This is a genomic window from Pseudomonas sp. Marseille-Q5299, from assembly GCF_943737035.1.
In the GTDB taxonomy this organism is placed as follows: domain Bacteria; phylum Pseudomonadota; class Gammaproteobacteria; order Pseudomonadales; family Pseudomonadaceae; genus Aquipseudomonas; species Aquipseudomonas putida_E.
Genome location: NZ_CALSFR010000007.1, coordinates 320,788 through 334,004, shown reverse-complemented (window position 1 = coordinate 334,004; position 13,217 = coordinate 320,788). Strand labels below are relative to the sequence as shown.

Below are 13,217 nucleotides of genomic sequence, written 5' to 3'. Positions count from 1 at the left end.
TGATGCGATGAAAGCCCCGTATTTGCGGGGCTTTCTTTTGAGTCTTGCATTGGATTTACCGGCCCTGTCGCCGGCAAGCCGACGCCCACTGGGTTAGCGCTGAGCTTGAGAGCAGCGGGGTATCTGTGGGAGCCGGCTTGCCGGCGATAGGGCCAGCACAGCCACCGGTGAATTCAAACCCCTTGCGCCTCAGCCTCCGCATGCGCCTGGCGCAACCGCTCACGGCTGTTGCTCAGGTGCATGCGCATGGCCATCTTGGCCCCTTCGCTGTCGCTTCGGGCGATGGCTTCGTAGATCGCCTCGTGCTCATGCATCAATCGGCCCATGTAGTGCGCCTGGTCATCATGCGCCAGGCGTGCCGAGTTGAGCCGGGTACGCGGGATGATGCTGGTACCGAGGTGGTTGATGATGTCGGCAAAGTAGTGGTTGCCGCTGGCCTGGGCGATACGCAGGTGGAACTGGAAGTCCGCCGACACCGCATCGGTGGCATGGGCGGCACCCTCGTTGAGTTCGTCCAGCGCCGCACGCATGCCTGCCAGCTCTTCATCGCTGCGCCGTTGCGCCGCAAGGCCTGCCGACTCGATCTCCAGGGCGATGCGCAGCTCCAGTACCGCCAGCACCTCACGCAGCGTGACCACGGTGGCCGGGTCGATGCGAAAGCCCCCCGTGGCAGGCGTGTCCAGCACAAAGGTGCCAATGCCATGGCGGGTCTCGACCTGCCCGGCGGCCTGCAGCCTCGAGATGGCCTCACGCACCACGGTACGGCTCACGCCCTCCTCGGCCATGATCTGCGATTCGGTCGGCAGCTTGTCGCCGCGCTTGAGCTGGCCGCTGCGAATACGCTCGGTCAGCACCGTGACCAGTTCCTGGGCCAGACTGCGCGGCTTGCGCCGGGTCTTTGCCGGTACCTGTTGCTCTGTCATGCCCTGTGTTTCACCTTGAAAGACAGCCGACATCATAGCGCAAGCAGTTGTACGATCACATACACCCGACGGGGTATTTATCAACGCAACGCGGCCGGCATAGAGCGTTGCCTGAAATAAGGAGTGTGGCAGCGGGCCTGCCTGCGAAGAGGCCAGGACAGACGGCATCCATCTCGGTACTGTATACGCATCGATTGGTCACTCCATGGAAGGAAAACCGCTGATGAATACCTTCGACCGCTGCCTGCTCTGCTGCGGGCTGATCATCCCGCTCTGGCTGCTGCTTGGCGTTTGGTTCACCGCCCAAGCCTACCCGGGCTACGATCATCTGCAGCAGGCCATGAGCCAGCTGGGCGCGGTGGGCGCCCCAACCCAACGCTGGTCACCCCTGCTCAACAACTTCCCGCTCGCTGTGCTGTTTACCCTGTTCGCCTGGGGTCTGGCCCGGCGCTGGCGAGGCTCGAAGCTCGCCCTTGCCAGCGCGGCACTGGTATTGCTGCATGGGCTCGGCAGCCTGGGCACCGGCTTTTTTCCCTGCGATCAAGGCTGTGCGCCTGCGCAACCCTCCCTGTCCCAGCAACTGCACAACGCGTCCGGCTTGCTGATGTTTCTCTCGTTGACCCTGGCCAGTGCGCTTTGGGTATGGGGCGGGAAAGGCGTGGCCGGCTCGCGTGCGTTAGGGGCATTTTCCCTGATTTGTGTGGTGGCTGCGGTAGCCACTGTCGTCCTGATGGCCCAGGCGGCGCAGAGCGGTCGACTGTTCGGCCTGTTTCAACGGCTGAACTATGCCGTTTCCGTGCTCTGGGTCACCGGACTTGCCCTGCACAGTCTGCGGACCACGCTGGCAAATCGCCTGCGCATCGCCACCACCTGACCTGAAAAATACTGGCCCCCCGGCACTTTAAGCGAAGGCAAACTCCGTTCTTCTTCAGATGCTTAGGACAGCAACATGCGAGTATTTCTAGCGATGGTGGCCGGCTGCCTGCTGGCCACGACTGCCTTCGGCGCCCAGGCCAGAGCGCTGAGCCAGAACGACCGCCATGTTTGTGGCTGGGGGTCGCAGATCGCCGCCGAGGCCCAGCAGGCCAAGCTTTCCGGTGTGACCTTGTATGCCACGCGAAAGAAACTTCAAGTACGCCGGTTCGCCAAACCATGGATGCGCATGACCGCCTTCGGCATCACTGAACAGACGTACAACAGCCGCTCGCGGCTCAAGCCGGCAGCCATCAAGCAGACCTACTACGAGCAATGCGTACAGCATGCAGTTGCAAAGCGCTAAAACTATATATATCAGTAATTTATATAGCTTATTTAATGCTTTATCTGAAGCAGGCCAGCCCTAGCGCCGCCATGGCGGGCCCTCCTTGAACTGCTCCGCGACCCATACCTTGAACGCCCCCAACGAGGCCGTGTTCAAGCGTGCCGATGGTCGCACCAGATAGATCCCGGCCGCCGCATCCAACTCCCATTGCGCAAGTACCCGCAGCAGGCGACCGGCGGCCAGGTCCTCACCCATCAACCAGTCACCGCCAGCGAGGATGCCCACGCCCCGGCGCGCCGCCTCTAACAGGGCTTCGTTGTCATTGCTGCGCAATGACCCACTGATCTTCACACTCACCTGATGGTTTCCACGGGTGAGCCGCCATTCAGGAAATGATCGTAAGCCGCTGAATCCCAGGCAATTATGTTTTGACAAGTCTTCTGGTTTTGCCGGTTCGCCTTGGCGCGCCAAGTAGTCCGGCGAGGCACAGAGGATGCGTACGTGGTCACAAAGCTTGCTGGCCACCAGGCGGTTGTCGGCCAGTTCACCGATGCGTATGGCGGCATCAAAACCTTCCCCGACCAGGTCGACGAAGCGATCGGCATACTCGGCTTCCAGTGTCACCTGCGGATGGGCCAGGACAAAGTCCGCCAGCATGCCGCTCAACCAACGCCGTCCCATCGCCGCAGGTAGGGCCAGGCGCAGGCGCCCGCGCACCGACGCCGCACCCTCGGTGGCCTCCTCCTCTGCCTCTGTTATCAGCCGGCTGGCCTCGCGCACTCGCACCACCAGGCGTTCGCCCTCATCGGTGAAGCGCAGTTGCCGAGTTGTGCGTTCCACCAGGCGAATGCCAAGGCGCTGTTCCAGTGCGCTGAGGCGTTTGGACAATACCGTGGGGTGGCGCGCCAACTGCCGGCCGGCGGCCGAGAAAGAGCCCTGCTCGTGCAGGGCCAGCAAGGTGGCAAGTTCATCGGCGCGGCGGCTGTCAAAGGCGTCCATGGCAAGGCTCTGTGGCTGGGTCAGTCAGGTGGTGAGAATCAGCGCCCCTTCCGACAGCCCCTGCTCCAGGTCTTCGTGGGCCCTGGCTGCTTCGGCCAACGGATAGCGGCACCATACCCGTGGCTGGATGATACCTTCGGCGACCGCCGACAGCACGTCGCCTGCGCGCTGCTGGTACTCCTCCACTGTGCGGGTATGGGCGGCCAGCGATGGCCGGGTCACGTACAACGAGCCTTTAGCGTTGAGGGTGCCAACCTCGATCGCTGCCGGGGTGCCGGTGGTCGCACCGAACGATACCAGCAGCCCACGCAGGCGCAGGCTGTCCAGGGACGCTGGCAGCGAGACCTTGCCGACACTGTCATACACCACATCCACGCCTTGGCCCCGGGTGAGTTCATGCACCTGACCAGCCAGCCTCGCAGCATCGAATACCAGCACATGGTGGCAACCCGCTGCCTGCGCGCGCGCCATGCTTTGCGCTCGGGATACCACGCCGATCACCGTTGCGCCCAGGTGCCGCGCCCACGGTACCATCAACTGGCCAAGCGCACCGGCGGCGCCATAAAGCAGAATCTGGGTGCCGGGCCCGACCGGGTAAGTCGTCTTGAGCAGGTATTGTGCGGTGATACCCTTGAACAGGATGGCAGCGGCAGCTTCATCGCTTACCTCGTCCGGCAGATGCACCAGACGCTCGGCAGGATACAACCGGCCGCTCGCATAGCCGCCCACAGGGCCTGTGGCATAACCGACACGGTCGCCGACCTGAACATTGTGTACACCCTCACCCATCGCGACGACGCGCCCGGCACCTTCCAGGCCTAGCCCCGATGGCAGCAGCAGCGGCGCACCGCCTTGGCGCTGCAGCACATCCAGCGGATTGACGCCTATGGCGGTTTGCTCCAGCCAGACCTCGCCAGGCCCTGGCCGTTGGATTTGCAGGGGTTGCAGGCGCATGACGTCAGTAGCGCCGGTAGCGCTCAACACAATTCGGGTCGTCATGTTCGATTCCTTGAGGGAGTGGAAGACCGACTCAGGCTAATTAGTCGGCAGGAATCGAACAATCGGCTTGGGTGCAGATGATTCCTGCACCCGATGAAGCAAAGTGTTTTCAGCAGCCCGTCAACACCGCTGGCCGGCGCTCACCGACAAAGAACAATGGGCGCAGACGCACGCCAATGATGTTTCCGGTGTAGGCGGCAACCAGCCATAGCCAGCCATGCACGCTACCCGAAGCGATGCCGCTGAAGTAGGCGCCAATGTTGCAGCCATAGGCCAGGCGCGAACCGTAGCCCAGCAGCAGGCCACCGATCACTGCGGCTACCAGCGAGCGAAGCGGGATGTTCAGGCTCGGGGCAAAACGCCCCGCCAGGCCAGCCGCCAGCAGCGCACCCAGCACGATGCCAAGGTCCATGACGGTGGTCACGTCTTGCCACAGCGGCGCTGCCAGCGCCTTGGCGTTGGCCGGCGCCTGCCAGAACACCCAGCTGCCGACGTCTACACCCAGGCTGGAGAGAGTCTTGGCGCCCCACAGGGCAAATGCGGAGGTAATGCCCCACGGGCGCCCGGCCAAGGCCAGGGTGGCGTAGTTCAGCAAGGCCAGGGCAATAGCGCCCCACAGCAACGGCCATGGGCCACGCATGAAGCGTCGCAGGCCCTGGTGTTCACTGCTCACGGGGGCTTCCAGGGCGCCATGGCGGCGCTTTTCCAGTACCACCGTGGCCCAGGCGATCAGCGCGAACACTGCCACGCTGGCCAGCAGCGCCGGCGCTACCCCCCAGGCCTGGACGATCGAGGTAGCCGGCAACGATGGCAAGGCGAACCACCAGTCGGCATGGTGCGTGGCAGTGACCGAGCCGATGATGAAGAACAGCAGCGTCACCAGCATTCTGGCGTTGCCCCCGCCGACGGTGAACAGCGTGCCCGAGGCACAACCGCCGCCCAGTTGCATGCCGATACCGAAGATGAACGCGCCAAACACCACAGAAACCCCGGCTGGCGCCACCAGCCCGGTCACCGGGTTGCCAAACAGGCTGCCAGCCGACAATGCCGGGAAGAACAGCAGCACGGCCAGGGTCAGCATGACCATCTGCGCACGCAGGCCGGTGCCTCGTCGTTCGTTGATGAATACGCGCCAGGCCGAGGTGAAACCGAATGCTGCGTGGTAGAGCGTCAGCCCCAGGGCGGCGCCGACGATCAGCAGCAGTACCTGCTTGAACCCGGCATTGAGGTTGAGGAACCAGGCACCAGCCAGCAGCAGGGCCAAGGCAATCAAGGGGGCGCCCAGGCGGCGCGGTTCGGGTGTTGCGGTTGCGGAAAGACCCATCGGAATGCTCGGATTACTGTAAAACGGGGGGCGATTATAGCGCCGGGGTTCGATCAATGCTGCTTTGGGTGGCTTTCATATGTGGCAGCGGGCTGCCCGCTCAGCAGTGCGCACATCTGTTAGGCTGATACGACGCCCCCAAAAGCCACCCTGGCCATTCGCACCATGGATGAACTGCGCAAGATCGACCTCAACCTGCTGCTGGCCCTGCATGCGCTGCTCAGCGAAAAACACGTGACCCGCGCTGCCATCCGCCTGCACCGCAGCCAACCGGCAGTCAGCCATGCCTTGGCGCAACTGCGCGCACATTTCGACGACCCGCTGCTGATCCGCCAGAACGGTCACATGGCCCTGACCGCACGCGCCCAGTCCCTCATCAAACCCTTGCAGGACGCGCTGGGCAGCCTCAACAGCCTGCTGGCCACTCCACGCTTCGAACCCGCTCTGACTCAGCGCAGGTTCCGCCTGTCGTTGTCCGATTACGCCTCGCGGATCATCCTGCCGCCACTGGTCCGTCACCTGCGACAGGCAGCACCGGGCGTGGACCTTGCCATCAGCCAGGCCAGCCGCGAGGCGATGATGGCGCAGTTGCTCGATGGCGAACTCGACCTCGCCTTGGGCATCTTTCCTGAGCTGCCCCAGGACATTACCGCGCAGACACTGTTCGAGGACAGCTTCGTCAGCATCGCCGACCGTCAGGTGTTGCCAGCCAAAGGTGGCCTTGCACTGGATGACTGGCTGGCACGGCCGCACGTGCTCATGGCCATGCGCCCGGACGCCCATGACGAGATCGAGCGCGCGCTGGGTGCACGGGGCCTGCGCCGGCGCATCGCCCTGGCGCTGCCGCACTGGAGCGCCGCCGTCGAGGTGCTCGGCGGCACCGACCTGATCCTTACCGTGGCCAAGCGAGCGGTGGGCCCGATGCGCCCACACAAGGGCCTGCGCCAGTTCGCACCACCCTTGGCAATTCCAAACCTGGCCTATCAGCAGGCCTGGCACACCAGAAAAGACAGCGATCCAGGGCATCGCTGGCTGCGGGAGACGGTCTGGGCCTGTTGCCAGCCCGGCCGCTGATCAGGCTTCGGGCTGTTTGACGATGGCCGTCTTGGCAGTCGCCGGGCTTGCGGCCCAGGTGCTCTGTACCAGGAACACCCCAACGAGTATCAGAACCACCCCCGCAAGCCTGGGCAGGCTCACGGGTTTGCTGGCAACGCCCATCAGCCCGAAATGGTCGACAATCACCGACGTCAGAATCTGCCCCGCCACCACGAGCACCAGAAAACCCGCGGTTCCAAGCTTAGGGGTCAAGGCGGCGGCAGCGGCTACGTACAGTGCGCCAAGCACCCCGCCGATCCACAGCCACCATGGGCCTTGCAGTGCTTTGCCCAGGTCGGGCAGCGGTACCCGCAGGATCAGCAAGGCTGCGATGACCACCACAGAACTGACCGTCAATGACGTGAAGGCGCCCCAAAGCCAGTGCCCGAGCGCACGACCAACGGCCGCGTTGCTGGCGGCCTGGTAGGGCAGCACGACTCCGGCGAGCAGCGCCAAAACCAAGGGAAGAAACGCAATAAGCAGGGCCTTGTTAGGCATAGGTGCACTCATCTGAAGACAGGGTCGGTACATCATCCGCAAATCCACGGAGGTTATGGAAATCGAAATCCTGCACTCAGATTATTCGCCACATGGATGATGGATGCCGATCAATGATGCCGGCCCGGTCGCGGGATCGCCCCCCCGACCGGGCCGGCGATAGGTCAGCGGGATGTCTCTATCCGCAGTACTTCGGTGTAGATAGCATCGACCGTCTGGTCGACTTTGAGGTTTTTCATTCGTGCCTGCAGCTCAGGGTCCTCGACCTTGACCACCTGCAACTTGCCTTCCGGCGGTAGCAGGCTGACCTCATGGGTCTTGAGATCGATCTTCTTGATCTGCGACGTTACCCGCACCTGGCGGAATGCCTCACCGCCCGGGTTGGGGTTGTCCTTGGTGGCGCGGATGGTTCCAGACTCATCGCTGGCTTTGGGCGCCCCGCCCACCTCTGTGTTGAGTACATAGGCCACCGCACGGGTCACGTAGATATCGACCTGGTCACCGACTTTGAGGTTGGGCAGCGCCTTGGCCTTTTCCGTGAGCTGGAACGTCACGTCCTTGTCGTCAGGGCCTTTGACCGTGACCTGCCGGTTGGCCTGGTCGATGGCGGTGACCTGAGTGGTCACATGACTTTCCAGTGCTTCACTGGCAATGGGTATATCGGCAGCCTGCACCGTGTAACTGGCGGTACCGACGAGCGTGGCAAGCGCAACAGCGCGAGCGAGTGTACAAAGAGCATTCATAGGCCTGCTTCCCTGTGTTCAAGACCGGACAGGCGCGTGAACGCTTCACGCGCCGCTCCTACACCATAGCTGGACTTACCGATTGCGCGTGACCCGCCATACGGTATTGGCCAAATCATCGGCGATGATCAGTGCCCCCCGAGGGTCAACCGTCACACCGACCGGCCGGCCGCGAGTCTGGCCATCCTCGGCCCGGAAGCCGGTGGCGAAGTCGATCGGTTCACCGGCAGGCTTGCCGTTGCTGAACGGCACGAAGATCACCTTGTAGCCCACAGGGTTTGGCCGGTTCCAGCTGCCGTGCTCGCCGACGAACACGCCGTCGGCAAAGCGCTCGCCCATGGCCGGTATGGAAAAGTCCACGCCCAGCGCGGCCACATGCGAACCGAGGCTGTAATCGGGCTTGATTGCGGCAGCCACCTTGTCCGGGTTCTGCGGTTTCACCCGCTCATCGACGTTCTGCCCCCAGTAGCTGTAGGGCCAGCCATAGAAGCCACCTTCGCGCACCGAAGTGAGGTAGTCCGGCACCAGGTCCGGGCCCAGTTCATCGCGCTCGTTGACCACGGTCCACAACTGCCCGCTGCCAGGCTGGATGGCCAGCGCCGTCGGGTTACGCAAGCCGGTGGCGTAGGGTTTGTGCGCGCCGGTGGCAGCGTCTACCTGCCAGACCATGGCGCGATCGACTTCGGCTTCCATGCCCCGCTCGGTGATATTGCTGTTCGAGCCGATACCCACATACAGGTAGCGGCCATCGGGGCTGATGGTCAACGCCTTGGTCCAGTGGTGATTGATCTGGGCCGGGAGGTCGGTGACTTTGGTCGGCGGGCCGCCCGCCTGGGTCTGGCCTTCCTGATAGTCGAAACGCACCAGCGCGTCCTGGTTGGCCACGTACAGCTTGCCATCGGCAAAGGCCAGGCCATAAGGCGCGTTGAGGTTTTCGGCAAACACCATCTGCACCTCGTAGGTGCCATCGCCGTCGGCGTCGCGCAGCAGTGTCAGGCGGTTGCCACCCTTGACCTGGGTATTGCCCTTGGCCTTGATCTGGCTGGCGATGACGTCCTTGGGCTTGAGCTTGGCCGCACTGCCGCCCCGGCCTTCGGCCACCAGAATGTCACCGTTGGGCAGTACCAGGCTCTGACGCGGGATTTTCAGGTCAGTGGCAATGGCTGTGATGCTGTAACCCTCAGGCACGGTCGGCTTCTGCTCGCCCCAGTGTGCGGGCTGGGCGATCTTCATGCTCGGCAACAGGCCACGCTCGGGGGCCGGCAATTTCGGGTCGGGGCCCAGGGCCTGGGTGGCCTCGCCTTCCCCACCGCAGGCGCTCAACAACAGCGCTACACTCAATACAGGCAATGCATGCAAAGGTTTCATGCCGCACCTCCCGAACGCAGGTTGCTCATACCCAGCCAGGCCGCTACGCAGGCCAGCACGGTCACGATCAAAGACAGCACCAGGCCCGCAGGCATCACTGCCCAGGCATCCTTGGCGTGCTCGAAGGCATTGACCAGCCCTAGTACCCAAGTCACCAGCAACAGCAGAAAGTACAGCGTTGGCCGCCCGCCCTTGCGCTCGGCGCGGACCAGGTTGGCCAGCGCGAACAGCAACGTCAGCCCGCAGAACAGCAGGCCGCCGGCAATCAACCAGGAGGCGAAGTTGCTCCACTGGATCTGGTAGCTCTTGAAGTAGGCTATGTCACTCAGCAATGCGCCAAGAAACAGCGGGACCGTGCCGGCCAGCAAGATTGCGTGCAGCGGGCTGGGCGTGCATCGGTAGAGGGTTTGCTCGGTAGCGGTCACGGCGCCTCCTTACTCAGTCAGTGACCCGGGGCTGGCGGACAGGCGCGAGTGCCCGGTCCGTCAGGCGTGCGCGGGGTGCGCTTAGCAAAGGATCACCTTGACGTCCGGTTAGTTCACCGCTTGGCTTGATAGAAATATCCTGAAAGACTTCACCCCCTTTCCACCAGAGGCAAATGGCATGAGCGCTGATAAAGCACGACCGTACGCGTTGTGGGCCGCATATGCCCTGCTTAGCCTCAGCATGGCACTGACTGCCGGATGTTCGAACAAGCACAGCCAGGCTCGCTACCAGACAGCGGCATTGGGCTCGAACTGTTTCGCCAAGGCCGTGCCCACTATGGGAGAAGGCGGCCTGGCGTGGGGCGATACCTTGAGCATGGCCCGCCACAAGTCGATGAACAATTGCATCCGCTATGCCGGCCGGTCCGGCGGAACGCCCAGGACCTGCCAGGTGGTCGTGGCCAAGTGCAAGAACTAGCGGCTGCCGGGTTCCGCCCCCTCAAGCCGGGCGTCCAGCACGGCTTCCAGATCCGCCAGTTCGATTTCACCGCCGGCCTCCAGCAGCGCACACCGTTTTGTACAGTCGATGATCACGCGTATGCCGTCGCGCGCGCGGTGGCTTGGGTACTTGCGCAATGCCAGTTCGACGGTCGAGCCGCTATGCCAGGTGCTGACGTCCGCTGACCAACAGGTATCCTGGAAGCTCAGCAGGCAAGTGCCTTGGTGGGTATCGAGAACACGCGGGGAATAGACCCAATGCGTATTTCCAGCCTCCCACGGCCTCACCATTACCCGGTAGTGGTCATCCGCTGAGCGGGACTGCACCTCGTCTTCGACTGAGGGCTGGCCGTTGGCGGCCACGTAGCGGTCGAAAGCATTGACCTGCCCCGCCGTACGGCAGCCTTCCGAGTAATAGGCCACGTGCTGCCTGTACCGGGCAAATTCGGCGCACTGGGCGCCATCGGCGAACAAGGAGGCGATAGCAGCGCTCTGCACCAACCAGTAGATCTCATCCGAACCTTCGTGGGCTTTGCTGCTACCCAAGGTGATTGCCTGGCCCAGCAGATCGCTGGCCAGGCGCCGGCCTTCATGACGCACTGCGTCATCGGCCAGCGGCGCGGACCTATTAGCCGCTTGCGCCATTAAGGCCGCGTAGCGCAGGTACAGGGCCTCGCCAATCAGGCCCGGTGCGGGGTAATCGGGAAGAGGCAGGTCGAGCGGCTCGAGCCTTGTCACACCGCCTTGGCCCGGGCGGCATGCAGTTTCTTGTAGCTCTCGATCAAGCGCAGGTGGCGGTCCAGCCCCTCCAGCTTCAGGCTGGTCGGGGTCAGGCCATGGAAGCGCACGCTACCGTCCACCGAACCCAGCACTGCATCCATGCGCAGGTTGCCGAACATGCGGCGGAAATTGGCCTCGTAGTCCTCCATCTGAAGCTCATCATCCAACACCACTTCCAACACCACATTCAGGGCCTGGTAGAACAAACCGCGCTCGACAGTGTTGTCGTTGAACTGCAGGAACGCCTCGACCAGCTCCTTGGCGTCCTCGAAACGCTTCAGCGCCAGGCAGATCAGCAGTTTCAACTCAAGGATGGTCAACTGGCCCCACACCGTGTTGTCATCGAACTCGACACCGATCAGCGTGGTGATGGTGGTGTAGTCGTCCACCTCACAGTTGTCCAGGCGCTTGAGCAGCGCACGCAATGCACGGTTGTCCAGGCTGTGCAGGTTGAGGATGTCGGCACGGAACCCCAGGGCACGGTTGGTGTTGTCCCAGATCAGGTCCTCGACCGGGTAGATCTCCGAGTAACCCGGTACCAGGATGCGGCAGGCGTTGGCGCCGAGGTTGTCGTACACAGCCATGTACACCTCTTTGCCCATGCCCTCGAGGATGCCGAACAGGGTCGCGGCTTCCTGGAGGTTGGAGTCTTCGCCATGGCCGGAGAAGTCCCACTCGACGAATTCGAAGTCGGCCTTGGCGCTGAAGAAGCGCCACGACACCACACCACTGGAATCGATGAAGTGCTCGACGAAGTTGTTCGGCTCGGTCAGCGCGTGGCTTTCGAAGGTCGGCTGCGGCAAGTCGTTGAGCCCCTCGAAACTGCGGCCCTGCAGCAGTTCGGTAAGGCTGCGTTCCAGCGCCACCTCCAAGCTTGGGTGCGCGCCGAACGAGGCGAACACGCCGCCGGTACGCGGGTTCATCAAGGTCACGCACATGACCGGGAATTCACCGCCCAGCGACGCGTCCTTGACCAGCACCGGGAAGCCCTGCTCTTCCAGCCCCTGGATGCCTGCGACGATGCCTGGGTACTTGGCCAGCACCTCCTGCGGCACATCCGGCAGGCACAACTCGCCCTCAAGGATTTCACGCTTCACGGCCCGTTCGAAGATCTCCGACAGGCACTGCACCTGCGCTTCGGCCAGAGTATTGCCTGCGCTCATGCCGTTGCTGAGGAACAGGTTTTCGATCAGGTTGGACGGGAAGTACACCACCTGCCCGTCCGACTGGCGCACGAACGGCAGCGAACAGATGCCACGCGCGGTATTGCCCGAGTTGGTGTCATACAGGTGCGAACCACGCAGCTCGCCGTCCGGGTTGTAGATCTGCAGGCAGTATTCGTCGAGGACCTCGGCTGGCAGCGCGTCCTTGGGGCCCGGCTTGAACCACTGCTCGTTGGGGTAGTGCACGAACGGCGCGTTGGCGATGTCCTCGCCCCAGAACTGGTCGTTGTAGAAGAAGTTGCAGTTCAAACGCTCGATGAATTCACCCAGCGCCGAGGCCAGCGCGGCCTCTTTGGTCGAGCCCTTGCCGTTGGTGAAGCACATCGGCGACTGCGCATCGCGCACGTGCAGCGACCAGACGTTGGGCACGATGTTGCGCCACGAGGCGATCTCGATCTTCATGCCCAGCCCGGCGAGCAGGCCCGACATGTTGGCGATGGTCTGCTCCAGCGGCAGGTCCTTGCCGGCGATGTAGGTGGTGGTGTCGGCCACCGGCATGAGCAGGCCCTGGGCGTCGGCATCGAGGTTGTCCACCTGCTCGATGATGAACTCGGGGCCGGTCTGTACCACTTTCTTGACCGTGCAGCGGTCGATGGAGCGCAGGATGCCCTGCCGGTCCTTCTCAGAGATGTCCTCCGGCAGCTCGACCTGGATCTTGAAGATCTGGTTGTAGCGGTTCTCGGGGTCGACGATGTTGTTCTGCGACAGGCGGATGTTTTCGGTAGGGATATCCCGGGTCTGGCAGTACAGCTTGACGAAATAGGCGGCGCACAGGGCCGATGAGGCAAGGAAATAGTCGAACGGCCCCGGGGCCGAGCCATCGCCTTTGTAGCGGATCGGCTGGTCGGCGATCACCGTGAAGTCGTCGAATTTGGCTTCAAGACGAAGGTTGTCGAGAAAGTTGACCTTGATTTCCATGCGGGAACACCGTGATTTAAGCGTGCAAAACGAAATTGGCCGGCATTATCCGGTTTTTTCGGCTGGAAGTCCTGTTTGTCTGTGCCGCCCACCGCTGCGGCACTTGATTGCGCATTTCGCCGGATTGCTTGCCTGATTCTCTGAACCTGCCGTACACGGCAGG

Annotated in this window: 14 protein-coding genes; 4 read left to right on the top strand and 10 right to left on the bottom strand. The window is 63.0% G+C overall.

The window, feature by feature from the left end:
* Nucleotides 1–173: 173 nt before the first annotated feature.
* A complete protein-coding gene (locus NGJ21_RS20605) occupies nucleotides 174–923 on the bottom strand; it encodes a FadR/GntR family transcriptional regulator (RefSeq protein WP_115274674.1) in 750 nt (249 codons plus the stop codon).
* 223 nt (nucleotides 924–1,146) lie between these two features.
* Here NGJ21_RS20605 and NGJ21_RS20600 point away from each other — a divergent pair, with 223 nt between their 5' ends.
* Together NGJ21_RS20600 and NGJ21_RS20595 are read left to right on the top strand one after the other, a co-directional pair.
* Nucleotides 1,147–1,797, top strand: coding sequence for a DUF998 domain-containing protein (locus NGJ21_RS20600; protein WP_237858529.1), 651 nt, complete (start codon nucleotides 1,147–1,149; stop codon nucleotides 1,795–1,797).
* Nucleotides 1,798–1,872: 75 nt separating this feature from the next.
* Nucleotides 1,873–2,202, top strand: a complete 330-nt coding sequence (locus tag NGJ21_RS20595; RefSeq protein ID WP_012314670.1) for a hypothetical protein — start codon at nucleotides 1,873–1,875, stop codon at nucleotides 2,200–2,202.
* A 60-nt stretch (nucleotides 2,203–2,262) separates the two neighbouring features.
* On the opposite strand, the gene NGJ21_RS20590 is transcribed toward NGJ21_RS20595, so the two are convergent.
* The 3 genes from NGJ21_RS20590 to NGJ21_RS20580 form a co-directional block, all read right to left on the bottom strand.
* Nucleotides 2,263–3,183 carry a LysR family transcriptional regulator gene (locus NGJ21_RS20590; RefSeq protein ID WP_251962593.1) on the bottom strand — a complete coding sequence of 307 codons (921 nt, stop codon included), beginning with the start codon at nucleotides 3,181–3,183 and terminating at the stop codon, nucleotides 2,263–2,265.
* A gap of 24 nt (nucleotides 3,184–3,207) precedes the next feature.
* Nucleotides 3,208–4,182: a quinone oxidoreductase family protein gene (locus NGJ21_RS20585; RefSeq protein ID WP_251962592.1), complete on the bottom strand. Its 975-nt coding sequence runs from the start codon at nucleotides 4,180–4,182 to the stop codon at nucleotides 3,208–3,210.
* Nucleotides 4,183–4,291: 109 nt separating this feature from the next.
* Nucleotides 4,292–5,506, bottom strand: a complete 1,215-nt coding sequence (locus tag NGJ21_RS20580) for a YeeE/YedE family protein (protein ID WP_251962591.1) — start codon at nucleotides 5,504–5,506, stop codon at nucleotides 4,292–4,294.
* Nucleotides 5,507–5,671: 165 nt separating this feature from the next.
* Between NGJ21_RS20580 and NGJ21_RS20575 the strand changes: the two genes are divergently transcribed.
* The gene (locus NGJ21_RS20575) at nucleotides 5,672–6,580 is read left to right on the top strand and encodes a LysR family transcriptional regulator (protein ID WP_251962590.1); all 909 of its coding nucleotides are present in this window, start codon (nucleotides 5,672–5,674) and stop codon (nucleotides 6,578–6,580) included.
* Here the strand turns inward: NGJ21_RS20575 and NGJ21_RS20570 are convergent, their stop codons facing one another.
* The 4 genes from NGJ21_RS20570 to NGJ21_RS20555 form a co-directional block, all read right to left on the bottom strand.
* Nucleotides 6,581–7,099 carry a DMT family transporter gene (locus tag NGJ21_RS20570; RefSeq protein WP_251962589.1) on the bottom strand — a complete coding sequence of 173 codons (519 nt, stop codon included), beginning with the start codon at nucleotides 7,097–7,099 and terminating at the stop codon, nucleotides 6,581–6,583.
* A gap of 164 nt (nucleotides 7,100–7,263) precedes the next feature.
* Nucleotides 7,264–7,842, bottom strand: a complete 579-nt coding sequence (locus tag NGJ21_RS20565) for a hypothetical protein (protein WP_039601934.1) — start codon at nucleotides 7,840–7,842, stop codon at nucleotides 7,264–7,266.
* Nucleotides 7,843–7,917: 75 nt separating this feature from the next.
* Nucleotides 7,918–9,210: a PQQ-dependent sugar dehydrogenase gene (locus NGJ21_RS20560; protein ID WP_251962588.1), complete on the bottom strand. Its 1,293-nt coding sequence runs from the start codon at nucleotides 9,208–9,210 to the stop codon at nucleotides 7,918–7,920.
* Nucleotides 9,207–9,635 carry a DUF2231 domain-containing protein gene (locus NGJ21_RS20555; RefSeq protein WP_039601936.1) on the bottom strand — a complete coding sequence of 143 codons (429 nt, stop codon included), beginning with the start codon at nucleotides 9,633–9,635 and terminating at the stop codon, nucleotides 9,207–9,209. The genes NGJ21_RS20560 and NGJ21_RS20555 overlap by 4 nt, the downstream gene beginning before the upstream one ends.
* 178 nt (nucleotides 9,636–9,813) lie before the next feature.
* On the opposite strand from NGJ21_RS20555, the gene NGJ21_RS20550 reads away from it, so the two are divergent.
* Nucleotides 9,814–10,113, top strand: a complete 300-nt coding sequence (locus tag NGJ21_RS20550) for a hypothetical protein (protein ID WP_251962587.1) — start codon at nucleotides 9,814–9,816, stop codon at nucleotides 10,111–10,113.
* Here the strand turns inward: NGJ21_RS20550 and NGJ21_RS20545 are convergent.
* Together NGJ21_RS20545 and NGJ21_RS20540 are read right to left on the bottom strand one after the other, a co-directional pair.
* Entirely contained in the window at nucleotides 10,110–10,871 is a 762-nt protein-coding gene (locus NGJ21_RS20545; RefSeq protein WP_251962586.1) for a hypothetical protein, read from the bottom strand. The two genes, NGJ21_RS20550 and NGJ21_RS20545, sit on opposite strands and share 4 nt — an antisense overlap.
* Nucleotides 10,868–13,054, bottom strand: a complete 2,187-nt coding sequence (locus tag NGJ21_RS20540; RefSeq protein ID WP_251962585.1) for an OsmC domain/YcaO domain-containing protein — start codon at nucleotides 13,052–13,054, stop codon at nucleotides 10,868–10,870. The genes NGJ21_RS20545 and NGJ21_RS20540 overlap by 4 nt, the downstream gene beginning before the upstream one ends.
* Nucleotides 13,055–13,217: the final 163 nt, after the last annotated feature.